This is a genomic window from Nitrobacter sp. JJSN, assembly GCF_051912485.1.
In the GTDB taxonomy this organism is placed as follows: Bacteria; Pseudomonadota; Alphaproteobacteria; order Rhizobiales; family Xanthobacteraceae; genus Nitrobacter.
The window spans coordinates 492,023-511,430 of the sequence record NZ_CP196822.1; the positions used below are offsets into that span (position 1 = coordinate 492,023).

The following is a 19,408-nucleotide window of genomic DNA, read 5'->3' on the forward strand; positions in this document are numbered from 1 at the left end:
ATTGGTAACAACAGTTCCTGGAGGTGATGAGCAGTGGCCGAGAAAATAAAAAGCATTCGCATCCACCCCGGTATCGGCATTGCGCGCCTGGGGAACAGCGACCAATTTTACATTGGCCCCGAAGCGCCCGGGGTTGTGGTCGATCCGGGTGGCAGCAATGGCCCCGGGCCAAACGGTGGAACCTACCGCGACAGCGGGGCGCGGTTGAAACGCCAGGCGCAGCGGTATCGGGTGTATGCCTACGATGCCGATGATAAGGTCGTCGCGGAACTCACGTCGGAGTCGGGCCTGGTCCAATCCATTCGCTGGCGGGTTCATGTCAGGAACATGAAAGCGGCGAATTACGCGTTTGAGGGCGCGTATCTGTTTGACCCGGACAAGTTGCGAAACCCGTCCATCCAGCCCGGTAAGAAGCCGATCGAACGTGACAAGCTAATCATCGATCCCGGTGTGCATACGATCGCCTCCGGGCAGGCCGGACCGGTCGTCATGAAGGGTGACGTCTTCGGGGGCATTGAGAAAGGGACGTTGCCGGGCGAATTGCGTTTCGAGGGTTTCACGCCGAAGGATCCTTCGAAAGAAGTTGAGGTCACTTATAAAGCCGCCAAGGATATCGAACTCGGGCAGCTTCGCCTCGATTCCAAGGACCGCCTGCTGTTCGTTCCAGCGCCGGGAAAAGGCGAAAGCGTCACGACACCCAAAGTGGTGTTGTCGAACCCGAGTGAAACAATGACCCCTCCGAACGGTCCGGAGGGCGGCAAAAATCCGCTGACGAACCAGTTTGCCTATTTCAACATTCCGGGGTGGTGGGACGACACCTGCGGTGGTGAAATCGACGTCACGGTCGCGCTCAAGGACGGTACTGTCTTGAGTACACGCGACAACGTGACATCCGCGACGGATGAGGGTACGCGGAATCCGCGTGCGGGGGCATGGATCGTCACCGCGCCACCGAAGTTTTCACCCCACATGTATCATGTGGTGTCCATTCTGGATCGCGTTTACGAGGCTTTTCCTGAGTCCTACCCTTACACTGGGAAGAAGACGAATTTCTACCGCGACGTCTATCCGATCTTCGCCAAGGCGGTTAACTACAGTTGGGTGAACGCCGCAGCGGCGGGGGTTAAGCCTGAAACCAAGGATCGCGCCCATGGTCCGAAGCAGCCGGGCAACTTGCTCAGCGACGAGCACATGGCCGCTTTCACCGATTCTAGCGAGAACAGCAACGCGATACGTCAGATGATCTATGCCCTGATGCGGCATGCGCCCGGAAAGCGCGGACGGTTGGTCGATTCGCTGATGCCGCCGCCGCCGGAGCGCCCGACCAGCTGGAAAAACGACGAATTCAAGCGCGACGAGGAAGACTTCAAGATGCCCAAGCTGTGGGGCACGGGGGGCAAGCCGGCGCAGAATAAGCAATTGGGCAACAATCTCCCGGATCAATTCCTGAGCCTGACCGACTGGCAACTCAATCGCTTGAAGGAATGGGCCGACGGCAACTTCGAAGTCGGTGTTCCACCAAAGCCCGTCGCCCTTGAGGCGTTGCCGCTGGCTGAGCAGCCGCATGCGCTGGACAGCTCGGCGCTTGAGCCCACGATCGGCGGCGGTTTCCACCCCGGCATCGAATTCCCGTATCTGATCATTTATCGGGAAAATTTCGCCGAGGCGTTTCGCGTCAACAAAGGCATCGAGCCTGGCTCGGTCGCTGCCTATATGTCGAGCCCGTGGCAGGGCGACTTCTGGTCGTGCGATGTTTTATGGTGGCCGACACAGCGGCCGGATATCGTTTTCGAATACGACAAGAAGAACGGGACCCGAACCTACAAGGAATGGTTCCGCGGATACGATGAACACGGCGAACCGCTATCGTCCACCGATGGCTACCACCAGATGGCCTATGCCTGGCCAAAACTGGGGATGGTGCTGCCGGTCAAGAACGAGGACGGCAGCTACCTCAAAGACAACGGCCAGATCGTGTTTGCGGAACAGGAGCGCGATTCGGCGCTGAACCGGCCGCCCGCCAAGAGCAAATAGCTCGTGCCATCGCCGCCGACGCGCGACCGGACCAGTACAACATGGGACGTCGTCATTGTCGGCTCCGGACCTGCGGGCGCCGCAACCGCTATCACGCTGGCGAAGTACGGCCAGCGTGTGCTGTTGGTGGAGAAACGCGGATCCTCCAGCTTCAAGCTGGGCGAGTCCTTGCCGCCAACCTCGATCGGTCTGGTCAAACACTTCCTGGAAGACCCTGAAGGGCCGGAGCAGCAGCTTCCCGGCCTTTTCAGTACCGCCGGCAATGTCTCGCTATGGGCGACCGAGCAGGCCGATACCACGGACTTTTTCTTCACGTCGACCGGCCACGGTCTGTGCGTCGACCGACTGGCTTTCGATGAAGCCCTGCGCACGAATGCGGTTGCAGCCGGTGCGACCTTGCTCAAGGGTGTCAGCTTCCAATCTTGCGCGCGCATCGCTGACGGTTCTTTCAATTGGCAGCTGACGCTCATCTCGGGCGCGGGGATGCGGCAGGATCGTGCCCGTTATCTTGTCGACTGTTCCGGGCGGCAGGCAGCCGTGGCAAGGTCTCTCGGTGTCCCGACCGTCGACAATGACGACCGGTTGTTCGCCTATGCGCAATGGTTTTCCTGCGCCGAGGGCGATGATGACCGCTATACCCGGATCGAGGCCGCGCCACACGGCTGGTGGTATAGCAACCGTTTGCCAAGCACTGACGGCAATGAAACCAGGCGATTGGTGGTTTTGCACACCGACAAGGACCTGCCGGCAGCAAAGATGGCTGCGTGTCGGCAGGGCTTCGAGCAGTTGCTGGACAACTCAACGCATATCGCGCCATTGCTCAGAGCTGAGGGCTATCACCCTTGCGGGACAATCCGAGGCGCACCAGCCAACAGCCAACGATTGCGAGACTTCTGCGGTGACGCTTGGATGGCGGTGGGCGATGCGGCGCAAGCCTATGATCCGCTGTCGTCGCAAGGCATCGACAAGGCGCTCAGGACGGCCAGCCACGCCGGACACATGATCCATTACGCGTTGACAGACTGTCCGCAGGGCACGGCGGGATTGGACAGCCGCAATGCGTACGTCCATCAATACGACGAGCAACAGCGCCAACTCTGGCAAGCGTACTTGTCGCAACGAGATTTCTACTATGGCATCCAGCCCCGCTGGTCGGATCAGCCGTTCTGGCAACGTCGGCGGCAGTTGGCGAATGAAGCGACCGGATAGTCTCCTGCCGTCGAACCGGCAGCGGCGTAATCGAGCATGACTGAAACCATAGAGGGAATGTTCAAGATGGAGCGCTAACGTCGACGGCAACGATAGCCGGAAGATTCCTACCGAGGTCTGCGAGTTGGATTGAGGAGATGGAGAAACGGTCTCACCGTCGCATCCGTGATCTTGATATACTTACGGCCTTTCAGGGCCTTGTAGCGAATGAGATCGGATGCGCGCGGATATCCATGATGGCCAGGGAGCAAAACACTCCCTTCAACGGGCCGAATACAGATGCGCGAGATCATCATCTCCAGATCGTCACATCCGGCTTGCACCGCACGGCCGGTCCATACACCAGGCGGAGAGGCCCGCCGTCCCAGGGCTGGAAGACGTTCCTCCGCAATCATGCCGACGGCATCGCGGCGATGGATCTGTTCGTCGTACCGACGATCTCATTTCGCTTGCTTCTCTAATCGGCCGCTCAAGGTCAAGCGCTTTCAGACTATCCACGACGACAGCGTTGATGTCGCTCACGGGCTCGTGCTTCTCTTCGGAATCGGCTCCGAGGCCCTTCCAACATGGGATTCGAGGACGAGGGGGAACAATCTCTATGGCGGCCTTGCCGTCAGACGAACGACAGGTCCAAGCAGGGCGACGAACTCACCTCATCCATCGTCCCGAGAGGGACATCATTCCACCGCTCGGTGGAGCTCGGGTTTCCTCCTATTGCATTTGATCGTGCACGGCTCTCATGCGGCAGCAACTTCCCGGGTCCAGCGGAACTCGGTGCCGTCAACCCATATGCGGTGCATGATCACGGCCAACCGACGCGCCAGCGCTACGATCGCCTTTTTCATCCCTCGGTGCCTGGCGATCTTCATCGCCCAGGCCTTGAGCCAGGACCATTTCGCTGAACGCACCAGCATGATCTGGGCCGCTTCGTAGAGCATCATCCGCATCATCTCGTCTCCGCACCGTGATATCCCGCCGGTTCGGTCGCTCTCGCCTGATTGATGCTTAGGAGGTGGTGTCAGTCCAAATACCGCCCCGACCGCCTTGGAGTTCCTGAAACGGGCGGGCACATCGACGGTGACACGATAGGTCAGCGCAACCACAGGACCGACACCGGGGATCGTCATCAGGCGCCGGCACACCTCATCGTCCCGGACGATGGCCAGCAAGCGACGGTGCAGAATGCCGATCTGTTCGCGAAGCACCCGCCGGACAATCAGCAGCGGTTCAACCAGAACGGCCAGGTCGGGAAGGTCCGCAACAAGCTCCTTGATGCGGACCTCGAACTTCACTGTTCCTACCACGCCCATCTTGAGACCGAAGTTGCGCAAGGTGGCGCGCAGGTCGTTCTCGATGGCGATGGCCTTTGACTGAAGCAGCTTGCGATGGGTCAGCAGCATTCGCAGTTTCTGGCTGCGTAACGTCTTCACATGCACCGGGCGGTAAAGCCCCGCCCGCATCATCTGAGCGATGCCGCGGGCATCGTTGCGGTCCGTCTTGTTGATCTGCGCCTTCAACACCGCCCTCATGTGCCGCGTCTCGACACAGATCACCGGTAAGCTCGCTTCGGCAAGAGCGCTGAAAAGCCATTGCGACAACGGACCGGCTTCCAGTCCAATCCGCTTGAAGTGATAGGTAGGGTTCGTCAGCACTTCCAGCAGAGCTCCGGGTTCGCTCGCTACCTTCACTTCCCGCACGATCCCGCCTGTGTCATCCACAATGCAGACGCTCGTTTCCTTGACTGAAATGTCCAGTCCGGCAAAATGGTCCATGCTGCGCTTCTCCTTCTGATGCTTGAGGCCGTAACCACGGACCTCGTTTTCACCATCAGCCTGAAGCGCAGCACCCAAAATCTTCAGCTATCCACAAGCTGGCCGGCCGATTACCTCATCTCTCTATGGCTTGTTAATCATGGGGCATGGTCGACGACAGGTTTTATGGTTTGGCGTTACCGCGCATCCGACCGCCGAATGGATCACGCAAGCGTGTGGCTGGGACCAGACTCCCTGCTATCTGATCCGCGATCGCGATGGAGCCTATGGCGAGGTTTTCATCCGAAGACTTCGATCCATGGGTATTCGCGATTGACCGACGTCGCCACGTTCCCCATGACAAAACGCATATGCTGAACGACTGATCGGTTCCATCCGACGGGAATGCCTTCCACGTTGTTGTGTTCGGCGAGCGGCATCTCCGTCACGTGCTGCTGTCGTATATGGATTATTACAACGAGGCTCGCACGCATCTATCCTTGGAGAAGGATTCACCGGTCTCGCGCAACGTTGAGCGGGCCGGACACATTTTTTGCCGTCCGGTCCTGGGCGGGCTGCATCACCAATATATTCGGATTTGATTTACGACAGGCACATGTGCATCCGAACGCTAAGATTGCTGCGCTCCCCATAGGAAGTCGAGACATGATCAATATCCGGGTTGCCTTCGGTCCTTATCTTGCGAATGCCAGTACATTCGGCGGGGCTATAGCGGCCCTTGGCACTTTCGGAGGACGGGCCGTAAATCTTGACCAACAACGCATAGTCGATATCGCCGGCGAACGCACCTTCAACGGTCTCCAGATTGGCCTTGTGGCCCTCGCTGGTAAGCTGCACGCGATTGGCGAGGTGGGAGGCCAGATCATCCATGAAAATAATCGCAGCGTCACTCGCAGCTTCCAACGTACCATGACAGAATAAGCTTCGTATCAGCGTCGATTGCGGAACCCACTACCGATTGGAGAGGTTGCTATGGCACGCGCCGGGACGTGATAGTATTCGCCGGCGGCGCGCTTGAGGAAATGATTTATGAAGCTGATCGTCGCAGCTATTCGACCTTTTCTCTACGGCGTGCAAATGACGGCCGCCGTGTCGCTTGCTCTGTTTGTCGCGTTCTATCTTCAGCTTGATACCCCATCGTGGGCGGGCACGACGGCAGCCATCGTTTGCCAGCCGGTCGTAGGATCCACGCTTTTAAAGGGCGCGTTCCGGCTGGTGGGAACGGCCTTTGGAGCGGTCGCTACCGTACTGCTCACCGCGGTGTTCCCCCAGGACAGATTCGGTTTTTTGTTTGGGATGCTTGTCTGGGCGGCGGCATGCTCGTTTGTTTCCACATTGCTCCGGAATTTTGCCGCATACGCCGCCATGCTGGCCGGCTATACGTTGATCATCATAGCGGGTACCTCGATCGCGGCGCCTGACCAGGTTTTCGAAATAGCCATCAACCGGGCATCCGAGATTTGTGTCGGGATCGTCGCGGGCACATTGGTTGTAGGTCTGACTGACCTCGGGAATGCTCCGAAGCGGCTATCGAATTTATTGTCTCGGCTTATCATGGAAACGGCGCTCCATCTCGCCAGCGTGCTCGCCGGCGGGGCTCGTCAGGGCATGGAAGGCGCAAACGTCCGCCGCGCGCTAATCGGAAGGACAGCGGCTCTTGATCCAATCATCGACCAGGCCGCTGGTGAATCGCCAGAGTTGCTGCAAAGGCGGTCGGTCCTTCGAGCCGCAATCGACGGCCTGTTTGAGGCCCTGTCAGGCGCGCGGATAGTGGAGACGCATCTGCGGAATCTTCCGGAAGCAGAGGCTGTGCGGAACGCCCACATAGTATCCAGCAAGCTGCCAGATGATTGGCGCGCCGCCACGCCGGGTAACTCCCAGACCGCACAATCGGCGTTGGATCACGATGGCAATCTTGGGCTCGTTCGAAACCTCGTCGGCCTGGAAACCGAGGACGACCCGTCCTTGCGCCTGACGGCCGACGGTGCCGCCGACGTCGCCTCGGGCCTCGCGACCGCGGCCAATGGTCTTGCTTTAATCGATGATCCGGCTCGAGCTCATCCCGTTGCGCGGGGGCCCAAACTGGTTGTCGCCGACTATCTGCCCGCGATGATCAATGCCTTGCGTGTCTTCCTCGGTGTGGGTGCTGTCGTTCTCTTTTGGATAATCACGGCATGGCCCAATGGTCCGCAGGCCGTGATGTTCACCGCCATCACCATCATGGTGATCTCGCCGATGCAAGATCGGTCCATTGGAGCCGCGTTGGGGCAGGGGGGCGGAACGCTCATTGCCGCTGTCGTTGTCTCCTTCATCAAGTTCGGTCTTCTCGTCAACAAGGAGACATTTGGGGCCTTCGCGCTGATGATAGCCATCGGCCTTGTGCCGCTTGGGGCGCTGTCCAGCATCCCGCGCCTTGCACCCTTCTTCATCCCCGCCTCGCTCAATTTCGTCCCGATGCTCTCGCCGACAAACCTTATGACCTTTGACGTAGCGGCCTATATGAACACTGCGCTCGGCCTGCTTGCGGGCTGCGCAGCAGGCGGTCTCGCATTGCTCCTTATTCCGCATTTGCCGCTGCGGATCCGGTCGCAGCGGTTGGTGGACCTGTCAATTCGCGATCTCAGGCGTCTGGCTGCGGGCAAGCGCACCTGGACCCTGCGAGAATGGCAAGATCGAATTTACGCGCGGATGATCGACATGCCGGAAGCGGCGGAGCCGGTCCAGCGGTCCCTCCTGGTCACGACCTTGTCTGTCGGAATACAGGTCATCCGCCTCAGCCACCTGACCAGGCATGGGCAAACTTCCGCGAGGCTCACCGCGATCCGGGAAAGTCTCGCCCACGGCGACCTGACTATGTTGCGGCATGCCTTGGACGACCTGGACGACGACATGTCGGCCGTTCCTGATACCGTTCCGAGTGCGCGCTGGAGGTTGCGGGCGAGATCTGCGCTACTCGCGATCGAAGATGCGGTCAACCGCCACAGCGGATATTTCGAAAGTCGGTCATGAGCTTCGTTGAAATTGATATTTTTGGCGTTCTTGTCTCGCCGTTCATGCCGCTGATGGCGCTTGCCTTCGCCATTACCATGGTACTGCGCTGGCTGGCGGTTCGACTTGGCTGGTTGCGGCGGATCTGGCACCCGGCTCTTTTCGAATTCTCTGTCTTCCTCATTGTGTTGTCGATCACGGTTGCATTGTTCGGTTCGCTCAGGATCTACGTTTAGGAAACGGCCGCATGCCGCAAACATTACCGTCCCCGGAGACGCCGCCGCCCGGACAGCAGTCAACACGGGATGATCCGTCTCCGCCGAACGATAGCCGATCGATCGAGCGGCGACTTCGTTTGCTGCCGGTCATCGGAACTTTTCTGGTCGCCACACTGGCCGCAGGGGCCGTCTGGATATTGTGGCAGGATTATATGGGAACGCCTTGGACGCGGGACGGCACGGTACGAGCTTACGTCGTGACCTTGGCACCTGAAGTGTCGGGCCGGATCACCGAACTCGATGTCCGTGACAATCAGTACGTCCACGTGGGCGATCTGCTGATGAAGATCGATCCGCGCGACTACAAAGTCGCGGTCGATCTAAGCAAAGCCGCTGTCGATGAGGCGCAGGCCGATTACGACAATAAGAAGGTGCAAGCGGACCGACGCCTGGCTTTGTCGGATCTGTCCACGTCGATTGAAGCGCGTCAGTCCTACACGTCCAGTGCCGCGATGGCGTTGGCGGTGCTGGAACAGCAAAAGGCCAATTTCGAGCGGGCAAGGGTCAATCTCGCGCGAACGGAAATTCGTTCGCCGGTCACCGGCTGGGTTACCAATCTTCTTCTTGCTCGGCAGGGAGATTACGCGGCGACCGGACAGACTGCCATGTCTCTCGTCGAGGCCGACTCGTTCTGGGTCGACGGGTATTTCGAAGAAACCGCGCTGAAGCTTATTCACGAAGGCGATCCAGCAACGATCTGGCTTCTCGGCTATCGGCAAGTGCTGCAGGGACACGTGGAGGGCGTTGCGCGCGGCATCGTCGTGTCAAACGCCACACCGGGAAAAAGCGGCCTTGCGAGTGTCAACCCCATCTTCACCTGGGTGCGGTTGGCGCAGCGCGTTCCGGTGCGCATGCACCTCGACGCTGTCCCGCCGGATGTCCAGCTCGTCGTGGGCATGACCGCGACCGTCGAAATCCATCCGAAGCCTGCGAGTGCGTCCGGCGCTCCTCCTACCGCGGCAGTCAAGCCGAACCACCCATGATCGGGACGGCGCTGCTGGACGCTCTGTATGATCCCGATTCTCACCGACTTGCAGGCAACGAGGCGTCTTTCATTGCTTGTTTGGTGATCTGCGGCGAGATCTTTATCGCCGGCTCAAAGTGACGGCAATTGACAGGAGCCCCTGATGACTCTCTCGCCGCCAGTCGGGCAGCCTCCGCGCTGTCCGTACGTCCGTGCCAATAAACTCCCATGCTGGGTGTCCCTGTCGGAAACCTAATCCGGCTGGCAACTGAGGCCGAATCGCGCAATGCTTCGGCCTTATTAGAGAAGCTTGTAGCCTGGTCTGGTTGGCGCTGGTCGGATTGTTCCGGTCGCGGGCCTCGCTGGAAGCCGAGATACTGATCCTTCGTCACCAGCTTAACATCCAGCGACGTCAATCACCGAAGCGGCTGAATTTCAGCACTTTGGATCGGTTGCTATTTGCTGGGCTGTATCGTTTGGCGCCAAGTGTTCTAGGGGCTCTGGCGATTTTGAAGCCTGAGACGGTGATCGTTGGCATCGTGCCGGTTTCAGATCGTATTGGCGCTGGAAATCGAGGCGTCGCGGCGGCCGGCCGACGGTGCCGCTGGAAATACGCGAGCTGATCCGCGAGATGAGCATTGCCAATCCGCTGTGGGGAGCGCCGCGGATTCATGGCGAGCTTCTCAAGCTTGGCATCGAGATCGGCCAGACCAGCGTGGCGAATGGGATGGACCGGCCGTGCTCCCACCCCGAACGGCTGTCAGAGTCGGGAGGTTTTAAGAGCACGAGGAGGACACGCCATGTCCAGCAAAGCAGACACCGCAATTGTGCGCGCCATTGGTATCGATACCGGCAAGAACACGCTGCATGTGATTGGCTTGGATGAGAAAGGCGCGATCGTACTGCGCGAAAAGGTCTCTCGGACCCGGATTGCCGCACGATTTGTGAATGGGCCACCTTGCCTCATCGGCATCGAAGCCGGCATGGCTTCTCATCACGTCGCGCGTGAGCTGGTCGCACTCGGTCACGAAGTCAAGCAGGTGCCACCAGCCTATTCCAGACCGTTCCGGCAAGGTCACCAGAACGACTTCCGGGATGCGCACGCGGTTGCGGAAGCTGTAGAACGCCCTTCGACGCAGTGCGTTCCGATAAAGACCGACGAGCGACTGGATTTGCAGGCGTTACATCGCGTGCGGTCTCGCCTGATCGGCAATCGGACGGCTGTGATCAATCAGATTCGCGGCTTTCTATTGGAGCACGGCATCCCGGTCCGGCAGGGGCATCACTTCCTACGACAGCAGCTGCCACAGCTTCTGGCCACGCGCACCGATGTGCTATCGCCTCGAATGATCAGAATCATCGGGGACCTTATGGCTGATTGGAAATATCTCGATGAGCGCAGCGAAAGGGTGACGGATGAGATCGAGGCGCTCGCGCGCGTCGACGAGGGTTGCCAGCAGTTGATCACGGTTCCAGGGGTCGGTCCGATCATCTCAAGTGCGATGGTGGCTGCGATCGGCAATCCTGTCGCCGTCGCCGGAACTGCGTGACCACATCACGACGTTCAAGCGCCTGGCACAACTCTACGCCGCTGTGCGCAACGCCTATGCTGACAAGGTCGGCTTTGTCGCCGATCTTGCCTACAAGACCAAGCGTCTCGTCGAGGAAGCCGCCATGCAGGACGGCCTCGGCCGCCTGACCAAGAGCGTGACCTTTGACGTCAAGACGCTCGAAGCGCTGCGCGGCGAGAAGGGACCGGATGAGGGCAAAGTCTTCAATCTCGTCCGAGGACTTCAAAAGGAGATCGACGACGACGCGAATGCGGCGCCCGTTCTGCAACCCCTCAAGGATCGTGCCGAGCGCATCCTCAAGGACATGGAAAGCCGGAAGACGACCGGCCTCGCGGCAATGGACCTCCTGGCGGCACTTGCCGCCGAGAAGGATGCTGCGGCAAAGGCCGCAAAGGAGACCGGACTTTCGCCGAAAGCCTTCGGCATATTCTGGGCGCTCAAGGACGATGAAGCACTCAAGAAAGGCGGCGTTGCGCCCTTGGACCTTGCCAAGGAGGCCGAAAAGCTGATGACCCGTTTTCCGAATGCTCAGGTCAATGCCGACGAGCAAAGACAGCTCCGAGCGGCTCTTTATCGCCCGTTGCTTGGCGTCGAACGCGATGCCCGTACCAAGATCGTCGATCTGGTCATCGAGAGCGTGACCCGATGAAGTGGCCGACGAATGGGTCGCTGTCTCCCGCTGCCCGCCTCAAGCGGCGCGTGGACTTCTGGGCGGTTAGGCTGCGGGTGATGCCGCGTATCATTCGAGTGCAGCGGATGACGCGCAAGTGGGGCTCGTGCTCCAGCGCGGGAACGATCACGTTGGCGATTGATCTGGACGAGCAGAGCGAAGCCTTTCAGGATTTCGTCATCGCCCACGAACTCCTTCATCTGAAGGTGCCGAACCATGGCCGGCTGTTCAAGGCGTTGATGACGACCCACGTACCGAATTCGCGATCGCAGGACGTTCGGCGGAGGTGGCGTCCGGTGGGAAATTTACCCCTCTGACGGAGGGAATGGGTGCCGGCGGAGAGGATCGAACTCCCGATCCTTCGGTTTACAAAACCGCTGCACTACGCCGGCCCTGGCGGACACCGATCTCGGTGCCTATTCGGTACTTGCCGGACCGCACCGACCTTAATCGATCAGCCTTGGCGCATTATGTTCATCGGAATGCGTGATTGGGCGTACCGGTTTTGATCAGCGAGTCTTGATAATAATATAATATAAAGCCGAGAGCGAAGGAGGCTGTTGAGCCTCCAACGGTTTGCGTTACTGCTGTTCATCGCAGCTGTCCCCCATTCGCAGACCCAAAGCCCGAACCAAGACTGTACCGCTCCGTCGACCCTCGTCGGGTAGTACGATAACCAAGGTACAAACTGTTTTACAGTGAGACTCCTGCGCCTCGCGCGATCACGCCAGTTAATGCGCGGGGAGGGGGAGGGGTTCCTGCGGCCTTATTTTGTGCGTCGCGGCACAGATCATGGGGCTACCCATGCCAGCTGTAAATGGCACCAGCATCGGAAACTGATGCAGTGTGCGGCATAAATTTACCGAACCGCGAGCAACTAAAATCGGAGATAGGGATTAGAATTGCCTAACAGGTCGCGGCAAGACCAGATTCCTTGCTCTCGCGTCTGGGCTTGCTCGTGATCGGTTTCCGAAGGGCAACTCGCGCCCTCTGGCGGCCCGAGGTTTGACCCTGCGAAAGGGAGACAACGAACATGGCCACATATTATCCTCTCGAAGGCACGTCACATCCACACTCAGAAACTGTCGCCGCAGACGGACTGGTGATCCGTCATATCGGCTTCTCCGATCTTCTCGATGCGTTGCGGCTGGGCTGGGAAGACTTCAAGGCGGTACCGAGCCACGCCATTGTCCTTTGCGTCATCTATCCCGTGATCGGAATTCTGCTGTGGCGGATGGTGCTCGGCTACTCGGTCTTGCCGCTGCTGGTTCCGCTCGCCGCCGGCTTTGCCCTGATCGGGCCGTTTGCGGCGCTCGGACTCTATGAACTGAGCTATCGGCGCGAACTCGGCATGGAGGCGTCCGCCTGGCACGCGTTCCGCGTGTTACGGGCACCGTCGTTCGGATCGATGCTTGGGCTGGGCGCGCTGTTGTTTGCCATTTTCGTCGCCTGGGTGGTAACGGCGCACGCGATGTATGTCTCCGCCTTCGGCAACGTCCCGGCATCGGCGATTCCCGATTTCCTCACGCGGGTTTTCACCACGTCCGAAGGTTGGCGCCTGATCATGGCCGGCTGCGGCGTCGGATTCCTGTTTGCAGCCGTCGCCTTGTGCATCAGCATTGTGTCGTTCCCGCTGATGCTTCACCAGCACGCCGACATGACCGATGCCATGATGACGTCGATGCGCGTGGTCGCGAAGAATCCAATCGCAGCCGCGGAATGGGGTTTGATCGTTGCCTTCCTACTTATGCTCGGATCAATTCCCTTCTTCCTCGGCCTCACAGTCGTGATGCCGTTGCTCGGTCATGCGACGTGGCATCTCTATCGCAAGGCGATCGAGAGCCCTTTGACGTCGTCATCGCACGAAGTCCCGGAAAGGGAGACGGAAAAGCGCTACGCGGCAGATTTCCCGTCCGTCTTGTTCCCCCCTTACGGGCACAAGCACCGATACTTCGATGGTTCGGATTGATCGAAAGACGCACTCTCGCAAGGCTGTCTCGATGTCTGTGTGCTCTTGAGTTCAGTGGCAATCGAGGCAGCCGCTGCGCCGCGGAGCGTTCAGATGGACTCCCACTAGGCATGGTCTTCCTGCGCAGAGGCGGGTTTCCGCTGCGCAATTTTCTCGAATTGCTTTGGTGTTGGCGTGCGTAATCGGCGCCGAACTCGGTCCCTTGAACTAACGGCCACAATTCCTTGTCGCAGTGCCGGAATCCGCGCTGGGTGGGGTCAAGATCGGCGTCGATCGTGACCCCACGCCGATCGGCTTTTTTCCGATTGTCTTTATGGCGATGGCGTTACTGCCGGCGCCTGCAGCGATCTAACCCCTGTGCCGATTCACAGCAGCCCCCCGGGCAGCAGCATTTGGTACGATCAAGCGCCTTATCTGCACGAGCGTTAGGACCTCGGCGAAAACGTTCGTGCGCGAGCGTTTTCTACGCAAGGTCGTTCTCCGTCAGACGTGTTGGACTGAGCATCACCTGGGGCGGCGACGCGCACGGTTGGAGACCAAGCGGCAACTATGGCGCTTCGGACTCTTCTTCAGCCAACGCGGCAGGGTCCGAACCGGCTAGTCTCAACGCGCCAGGACGAACCCCGTATTTGCGCATGATCGCCTTGCTCAGGGCGCCTTCGGAAGCATACCCAACCTCCTCGGCGATCCTCGCGATCGGCTCCGTCGTTCCAGCAAGCCGTTTTCGCGCGATCGCCAACCTCAAGTCAGAGAGGAACGTCATTGGAGCGGTGCCGGCGTGCTTTCGAAAGGCACGCACCAGCGTTGCGCGGGAGGCGACCGCCACGGCCGCCATGTCGTCAAGGGTCCAGTCGCGGACCAGATCGTTGAGGATCGCCAATACAACACGGGCGGTTGTGCGATCTCGCAACAGTGAAACTGTCCCGTCAACAGCGGGATTTTCCGCAAGATGGTCCCGCAGCATCATCACAAACAGCGCCCTCGCCAAGTCGGCCGCGATCACCTCCGAGCCAGCCTTTCCCCAATCCAGTTCGTCACGGATATCCGTCAGGTGATGGCGAAACCGCTCCAGCAAAGGCTCACCCGCCGTGCGAATGACGATCTCGTCGGGAAGCGCAGCCACCAGCGGATTCTCCGTTTCAAACAGAAGCCGACCGCAAAGGAGTTCAGTATCGGCCTGGCCGTTGATCGTCGTGCGTTGACGGACGCCGTTGCGAAAGTCGCTCGAGATCGACCGCACGACGCCCACCGCTCTGCTTCGCACCACGTGACTGTCTCCATGCGGCAGGAGCAGAATATCGCCGGCCTCGAGCGTGAGTTCGCCTAGGCCCGGCCTTTCAACCACGCAAAATCCGCGCGTGACGATGTGGAACTGAGCCCATCCCTTGCCATTCGGCATATGAGGTGACTCCCAGCTACCCCCAAACCTGCAGAAGTCTTCGATCACGGGCCGAACTCTGAGCAGCGGCACCATCGCATTCAGCAGTTCAGCCGCTCCCGCATCCGACATTCGAACTCCTTGATCCGCGTGGACATCCCTTTGCGCCGTCCAGCCATCCTACGGAGCGGCAAACGGGTCCACACACAGCCCACAAAACACACCCAAGGAGGTTATTATGGCAATGCACGACTGGAATAACTACCGCAGCCAAATCGTCGCCGGCGTCGGCGAGATCAGCAAACTTAGCCCAGATACGGTGAAGGGTTATATGACGCTCGGGGGCGCCGGCGCGAAGACTGGTCATCTCGACGCCAAGACACGCGAGCTGATCGCGCTCGCCGTGGCGATCAGCCTGCGCTGCGATGGCTGTATCACGGTCCATGCGGCCGAAGCCAAGAAGCTTGGCGTCACCGAAGGGGAGCTCGCCGAGGCGCTCGGCGTCGCGGTCTCGATCAATGCTGGCGCCGCGCTGGTCTATTCAACCCGCACGCACGACGCCTTCAAGGCTGCCTGAAAAGCGGAGGCGCAATTATGAACACCATTCCGCTACACGATCGCGAATATTTTCGGCCAGAACTTCGTCGAATTGTATACTTGATCTGAACGACTTTCGCTACTTCGTGGAGGTGGTTCTGTTCAAAGAAGGCTGGGACGTGCGAAACGTCACCACCATCGTTGGGGTGTGGGCTAATGCTGCCCAGAGCAACATTGTCCCAGAAAGACCTTGGGGCGCGGCCTGCGCAAGATGTATCTGGGTGGCATTGAGGAATATGTCAGCGTCTTCATGGAGTTTGTCGAATCCATTCAGGCGGATGGTGTGGAGCTTGAGCGCAAGGCCATGGGCGAAGGCTCCAAGACCAAGACCCAATTGGTGGTCGAGATCGACAAGGACAACGACAAGAAGGATATCGACACCCTTGATATCGAGATTCCGATGATGACCACACGCATGCGACCCGTCTCGAGGTTACGTCACCGTCTGCGAAAAAACCTCGGAAACGGCCGCCCCTTCAGCGGCCTGTGGCGGCCCCGACCAGTTCCGGAAGTTCCGCAAGCGTCCGGATTTCCCGGTCCGGTCGGCCCGGAAGACGCTCCGGTCGCTGTCCGTAGCGGTTGCACCAGACGACTCTCATACCGAAGGCCGCCGCCGCGTAGGCGTCCCACGAATTCGAGGACACGAAGCAGATCTGTGCAGTTGGGATCCCTAGCCGCTCGACCGCGAGGCGGTAGACCTCGGGCGCGGGCTTGTACACGCCGACTTCCTCGACCGAGAGAATCGCATCGAGCAATTCATGGATGGCTGCGTTCCGGACGGCTACGTCGAGCATCATGGGAGATCCGTTCGAGAGAATCGCCGTATTCAGTCCCGCCGCCTTCAATCGCCGGAGCATGTCGGGTACTTCCGGAAAGGGCTCGAGCGTCAGATACAGGTCCATGAGGTGGTCGCGAAGGCCGGGTCGATGGATCCCCAACGTGTCCAGCGCGTAGTCCAAGGCGTCGCCCGTCACCTGCCAGAAGTCGACGTGCCGCCGTTGTATCGCGCGCAGCCAGGTGTATTGGAGTTGCTTGTCGCGCCAAAGGACCGTCAGCCTATCGAGGTCGGCGCCCAGAATGTCTCGACAGGCGCGTGTCGCGGCGGCGAAGTCGAACAGGGTGCCGTAAGCGTCGAAGACGCAAGCCTTCACGTTGTGTTGAAGCATCGAAGTCATTTCCCAACATTCCTAAGGCCTGGTCAGATGCCTCGAATAGAATTCGAAATTGCATCCGCTCCAGATAGACGACACGTCACCCGGTGACGAGAGATTGCGGACGATCCGTGAAGCAGGAACGCTAGGACTGCCCGCAATAAGCCGCGGAGTCCTGGACCGGCGGGCACGGAACCGTTCCGTAAGAGCAGAATACGCAGCAGTCGCCGTTGTGTGTACCGAAAACCTTATCCGAGTTGATGACGTGATGGAATCGCCTAAGCTGGCGGAATGATCGGGCTGCTCTGTTTCGTTCTGGCCGTCCTGGCCTCGCCATTCAAGTCGACGTTGCGGCTTGAACCCGAGCTCCACCGAGCGGTGGAATGATGTCCCTCTCGGGACGATGGATGAGGTGAGTTCGTCGCCCTGCTTGGACCTGTCGTTCGTCTGACGGCAAGGCCGCCATAGAGATTGTTCCCCCTCGTCCTCGAATCCCATACTGGAAGGGCCTTGGTGCCGATTCCGAAGAGAAGCACGAGCCCGTGAGCGACATCGACGCTGTCGTGGTGGATAGTCTGAAAGCGCTTGACCTTGAGCGGCCGATTAGAGAAGCAGGGCGTATTCTTCGCCTTCCAATCCTGGGCGGGCTGCATCACCAATATATTCGGATTTGATTTGCGACAGGCACAGCCACCCAACTTGGCTATGCTCGCGAAGACCGGCATCTAATTTGACGGCGGCTCATACCAGACAGTCACAACGATGCATGGGTAGGTTCCATCATTGGACTTCTCGGCCACGGTCGTAACAACCGTCTCAGTCTTTATGACCACCGCCGTACCAAGGTGGTCGAGCCATGCATTAATCTGTTCTTCGATTGCGCTGGCACCAGCATCCATAAAGACTTTTACTTTCATCGTCTTTGGCATCTTATTTACTCGTTCTTTCTACCAATTCCTCAAGCGACCATAGCCGATCCGTCACGTTTGCCGCTATGGCTGGCGTAACCCGCAAAGTCTTATGGACACGCACGTTATTATAGTGTGCGAAATGAAGTGACACGCGGCCTGCATGTTTTCCAACTTCTTGCTGAAAGCGTTGGTAAGCCGGGTAAATCTGCGCATGCTCATACGCATGGTCAAGTTTTGACGCTCAACCAAGAACCGGTATCATTTGTTCACGCGCGCCGGGACGGTTCACGGTGTAGCGACCGCGGCTTTTATGTGGCGGACGACCTAGCAAAGTGGCTCAAGAGCATGAAGAGCTGGAATTCGTGCGATCTCCCGACCGTCCTCATGCATTATAACCACAACAGAGGCTGATGCACCGCGTTTCTGTAATCCATCAGCGGCATTTTGTGCCCAAGCGATCGCAGCGGCATCGTCGCAGCGTATCAGTCCAAAGCGATCACGAAGGTCCGCCGGTCCTACGATGTGGAAGTAGTAGCGCGGCATAACACCCGAAGTCGTCGAGTTTGATTCGAACTTAAACAAAGCACATCTCCTTCCACTCCTTGGAAGTGTGGACTTGTGTATCCACATTGTGAAGCGGAACATATCTCCATAATAACTGGCCACCGCGCGGGGACCGACGCGCGGGGCGCCAACGCATTCGCTGATCCGAGGGAGGAAGTGCGGCCTTTTACTTCGGCAGCTGCAATCCCAGTGAGTTTACCCATTCCCCAAGTTTTGCGGCGTCATCGCTCTGCCAGATTGCTTTCAGAATTGTGTGTCGCTCGGGTCCATATGGAAGCGAGCTAATCTTTTCGCGGATATCAGTTGCAAGTTCAGAAAGACCGTGAAGTGGGAGATCGATCTGCTGCACGGCACTACTCCTTTCGCGTCGAGGAAGGCGGGAGCGCAACCGGCCCTGTCATCACCGATGTTCGCAAAGGGCCGTACGCTGATGAGCAAAGTAAGCGGCCCCATCTTCGGGGCGCTACTGAATTATTTAACGACATGGAGCGGAACGAATCGGGAGGTTTAATTCTGGACATTTTATTCCTACTCGTAGGACAGCAATTTTCGCGCGGTCGCGTCCGCAGCCATGGCGCGCCACGCTCGCCATTCGAACACGGGTGAAATGAGGAAAAATATTTTGTGACTGCCGCGCGTGAGCAATCCTAGATCCGGCGCTGGAACAGGTCAGGGTGTGAATCGGCACAGGGGTCAGATCACTGCAGGTGCCGGCAGTAACGCCATAAAGACAATCGAAAAACGCCGATCGGAATGGGGTCACGATCGGCGCCGACCGTGACCCCACTCCGACGTAGATTCCGTTACTTGTCACAAGAAGTTACCGCTGTAGCTTCAAGGGGCTTTGTTTAGCGCCGGTTTACACTGAACAAACCGGTGTCGCCTTTCTTCGATATTGAGCGCGTGCAGAGCGTCGATTTCTCGCTCCGTGAACACATCGCGGGCGATTTCCGAATTGTCCGTAGCCCGATCAACATACTCGACATCGAAACCGACCGGTCCACTGGAGGAAACGGCGACCCCGACGCAATCTTTGGTGTGGCTCAGATTGAAACTGAGCATCACGGCAGGCGACGGACCAACGAGATACGGACGACCGTTCGGCTCGGCTTCGAACTCAATCTCGCCTGCAGCGCAATTTGCTACTTTCGCCAGCGCCAGACGCGCCAATCCATGGGCCATCAGGTAGCTTGTTCGATCCTTCTCGCAATGAAACCGAAGCGCCCGCGCCAGTTCCTCCGGCGACAAGGTCTCTGCCGCGGCCCCAATGTGGCTTTCGGAGATTCTCGTTGTATCGAGAAGCCAGATATTGGTGCAGGCGAAGACCATCTACGGTTCCAATTCTCCCAAAG

General features: G+C 58.9%; 21 protein-coding genes, 1 tRNA gene and 2 pseudogenes. 13 read left to right on the top strand and 11 right to left on the bottom strand.

The window, feature by feature from the left end:
* The first annotated feature begins 33 nt into the window (after positions 1–33).
* The 3 genes from ACSZOQ_RS02505 to ACSZOQ_RS02515 all read left to right on the top strand — a co-directional run bounded on the left by ACSZOQ_RS02505 (position 34) and on the right by ACSZOQ_RS02515 (position 3,704).
* Positions 34–2,034, top strand: coding sequence for a LodA/GoxA family CTQ-dependent oxidase (locus ACSZOQ_RS02505; RefSeq protein WP_439924501.1), 2,001 nt, complete (start codon positions 34–36; stop codon positions 2,032–2,034).
* Positions 2,035–2,037: 3 nt separating this feature from the next.
* Positions 2,038–3,243, top strand: a complete 1,206-nt coding sequence (locus ACSZOQ_RS02510; protein ID WP_439924502.1) for an NAD(P)/FAD-dependent oxidoreductase — start codon at positions 2,038–2,040, stop codon at positions 3,241–3,243.
* Between the two features lie 236 nt (positions 3,244–3,479).
* Positions 3,480–3,704 carry a hypothetical protein gene (locus ACSZOQ_RS02515; protein ID WP_439924503.1) on the top strand — a complete coding sequence of 75 codons (225 nt, stop codon included), beginning with the start codon at positions 3,480–3,482 and terminating at the stop codon, positions 3,702–3,704.
* Between the two features lie 276 nt (positions 3,705–3,980).
* On the opposite strand, the gene ACSZOQ_RS02520 is transcribed toward ACSZOQ_RS02515, so the two are convergent.
* Positions 3,981–5,015 carry an IS110 family transposase gene (locus ACSZOQ_RS02520; protein WP_439925929.1) on the bottom strand — a complete coding sequence of 345 codons (1,035 nt, stop codon included), beginning with the start codon at positions 5,013–5,015 and terminating at the stop codon, positions 3,981–3,983.
* A gap of 594 nt (positions 5,016–5,609) precedes the next feature.
* A pseudogene (locus ACSZOQ_RS02525) lies at positions 5,610–5,961 on the bottom strand (IS1 family transposase); the annotation flags it as partial.
* 83 nt (positions 5,962–6,044) lie between these two features.
* Here ACSZOQ_RS02525 and ACSZOQ_RS02530 point away from each other — a divergent pair.
* The 8 genes from ACSZOQ_RS02530 (at position 6,045) to ACSZOQ_RS02565 (ending at position 11,803) form a co-directional block, all read left to right on the top strand.
* Complete coding sequence (locus ACSZOQ_RS02530; protein WP_439924504.1) at positions 6,045–8,024, top strand: FUSC family protein; 1,980 nt, start codon at positions 6,045–6,047, stop codon at positions 8,022–8,024.
* A complete protein-coding gene (locus ACSZOQ_RS02535; protein ID WP_439924505.1) occupies positions 8,021–8,239 on the top strand; it encodes a DUF1656 domain-containing protein in 219 nt (72 codons plus the stop codon). Before ACSZOQ_RS02530 ends, ACSZOQ_RS02535 begins: the two co-directional genes overlap by 4 nt.
* Before the next feature lie 11 nt (positions 8,240–8,250).
* The gene (locus ACSZOQ_RS02540; protein WP_439924506.1) at positions 8,251–9,264 is read left to right on the top strand and encodes an efflux RND transporter periplasmic adaptor subunit; all 1,014 of its coding nucleotides are present in this window, start codon (positions 8,251–8,253) and stop codon (positions 9,262–9,264) included.
* On the top strand, positions 9,261–9,386 hold the full coding sequence (locus ACSZOQ_RS02545; protein WP_439924507.1) for a hypothetical protein: 126 nt from the start codon (positions 9,261–9,263) through the stop codon (positions 9,384–9,386). The genes ACSZOQ_RS02540 and ACSZOQ_RS02545 overlap by 4 nt, the downstream gene beginning before the upstream one ends.
* 185 nt (positions 9,387–9,571) lie before the next feature.
* A complete protein-coding gene (locus ACSZOQ_RS02550; protein ID WP_439924508.1) occupies positions 9,572–9,868 on the top strand; it encodes a hypothetical protein in 297 nt (98 codons plus the stop codon).
* Positions 9,869–9,967: 99 nt separating this feature from the next.
* Complete coding sequence (locus ACSZOQ_RS02555) at positions 9,968–10,795, top strand: IS110 family transposase (RefSeq protein ID WP_439924509.1); 828 nt, start codon at positions 9,968–9,970, stop codon at positions 10,793–10,795.
* Positions 10,743–11,465 (top strand): hypothetical protein, encoded by a 723-nt coding sequence (locus ACSZOQ_RS02560; RefSeq protein ID WP_439924510.1) that lies wholly within the window; start codon positions 10,743–10,745, stop codon positions 11,463–11,465. The genes ACSZOQ_RS02555 and ACSZOQ_RS02560 overlap by 53 nt, the downstream gene beginning before the upstream one ends.
* Positions 11,462–11,803, top strand: a complete 342-nt coding sequence (locus tag ACSZOQ_RS02565; protein WP_439924511.1) for a M48 metallopeptidase family protein — start codon at positions 11,462–11,464, stop codon at positions 11,801–11,803. The genes ACSZOQ_RS02560 and ACSZOQ_RS02565 overlap by 4 nt, the downstream gene beginning before the upstream one ends.
* Before the next feature lie 13 nt (positions 11,804–11,816).
* Here the strand turns inward: ACSZOQ_RS02565 and ACSZOQ_RS02570 are convergent.
* Positions 11,817–11,878 (bottom strand) — tRNA-OTHER (locus ACSZOQ_RS02570).
* Positions 11,879–12,519: 641 nt separating this feature from the next.
* Between ACSZOQ_RS02570 and ACSZOQ_RS02575 the strand changes: the two genes are divergently transcribed.
* Positions 12,520–13,455 carry a DUF2189 domain-containing protein gene (locus tag ACSZOQ_RS02575; RefSeq protein WP_439924512.1) on the top strand — a complete coding sequence of 312 codons (936 nt, stop codon included), beginning with the start codon at positions 12,520–12,522 and terminating at the stop codon, positions 13,453–13,455.
* A 547-nt stretch (positions 13,456–14,002) separates the two neighbouring features.
* Here the strand turns inward: ACSZOQ_RS02575 and ACSZOQ_RS02580 are convergent.
* Positions 14,003–14,965, bottom strand: a complete 963-nt coding sequence (locus tag ACSZOQ_RS02580) for an AraC family transcriptional regulator (protein ID WP_439924513.1) — start codon at positions 14,963–14,965, stop codon at positions 14,003–14,005.
* Between the two features lie 106 nt (positions 14,966–15,071).
* Here ACSZOQ_RS02580 and ACSZOQ_RS02585 point away from each other — a divergent pair, with 106 nt between their 5' ends.
* Positions 15,072–15,410, top strand: coding sequence for a carboxymuconolactone decarboxylase family protein (locus ACSZOQ_RS02585; protein ID WP_439924514.1), 339 nt, complete (start codon positions 15,072–15,074; stop codon positions 15,408–15,410).
* Between the two features lie 496 nt (positions 15,411–15,906).
* Here the strand turns inward: ACSZOQ_RS02585 and ACSZOQ_RS02590 are convergent, their stop codons facing one another.
* The 7 genes and pseudogenes from ACSZOQ_RS02590 to ACSZOQ_RS02620 all read right to left on the bottom strand — a co-directional run bounded on the left by ACSZOQ_RS02590 (position 15,907) and on the right by ACSZOQ_RS02620 (position 19,385).
* Positions 15,907–16,596, bottom strand: a complete 690-nt coding sequence (locus tag ACSZOQ_RS02590; RefSeq protein WP_439924515.1) for a haloacid dehalogenase type II — start codon at positions 16,594–16,596, stop codon at positions 15,907–15,909.
* Between the two features lie 130 nt (positions 16,597–16,726).
* Complete coding sequence (locus ACSZOQ_RS02595; protein WP_439924516.1) at positions 16,727–16,918, bottom strand: GDCCVxC domain-containing (seleno)protein; 192 nt, start codon at positions 16,916–16,918, stop codon at positions 16,727–16,729.
* A 388-nt stretch (positions 16,919–17,306) separates the two neighbouring features.
* Positions 17,307–17,510 (bottom strand): hypothetical protein, encoded by a 204-nt coding sequence (locus ACSZOQ_RS02600; protein WP_439924517.1) that lies wholly within the window; start codon positions 17,508–17,510, stop codon positions 17,307–17,309.
* A 1-nt stretch (position 17,511) separates the two neighbouring features.
* Positions 17,512–17,738 (bottom strand): annotated as a pseudogene (locus tag ACSZOQ_RS02605) (IS1 family transposase); the annotation flags it as partial.
* 78 nt (positions 17,739–17,816) lie between these two features.
* Positions 17,817–18,137, bottom strand: coding sequence for a DUF6894 family protein (locus ACSZOQ_RS02610; protein ID WP_439925930.1), 321 nt, complete (start codon positions 18,135–18,137; stop codon positions 17,817–17,819).
* An 85-nt stretch (positions 18,138–18,222) separates the two neighbouring features.
* Positions 18,223–18,405, bottom strand: coding sequence for a hypothetical protein (locus ACSZOQ_RS02615; RefSeq protein WP_439924518.1), 183 nt, complete (start codon positions 18,403–18,405; stop codon positions 18,223–18,225).
* A gap of 485 nt (positions 18,406–18,890) precedes the next feature.
* A complete protein-coding gene (locus tag ACSZOQ_RS02620) occupies positions 18,891–19,385 on the bottom strand; it encodes a 4'-phosphopantetheinyl transferase family protein (protein ID WP_439924519.1) in 495 nt (164 codons plus the stop codon).
* Between the last annotated feature and the right edge of the window lie 23 nt (positions 19,386–19,408).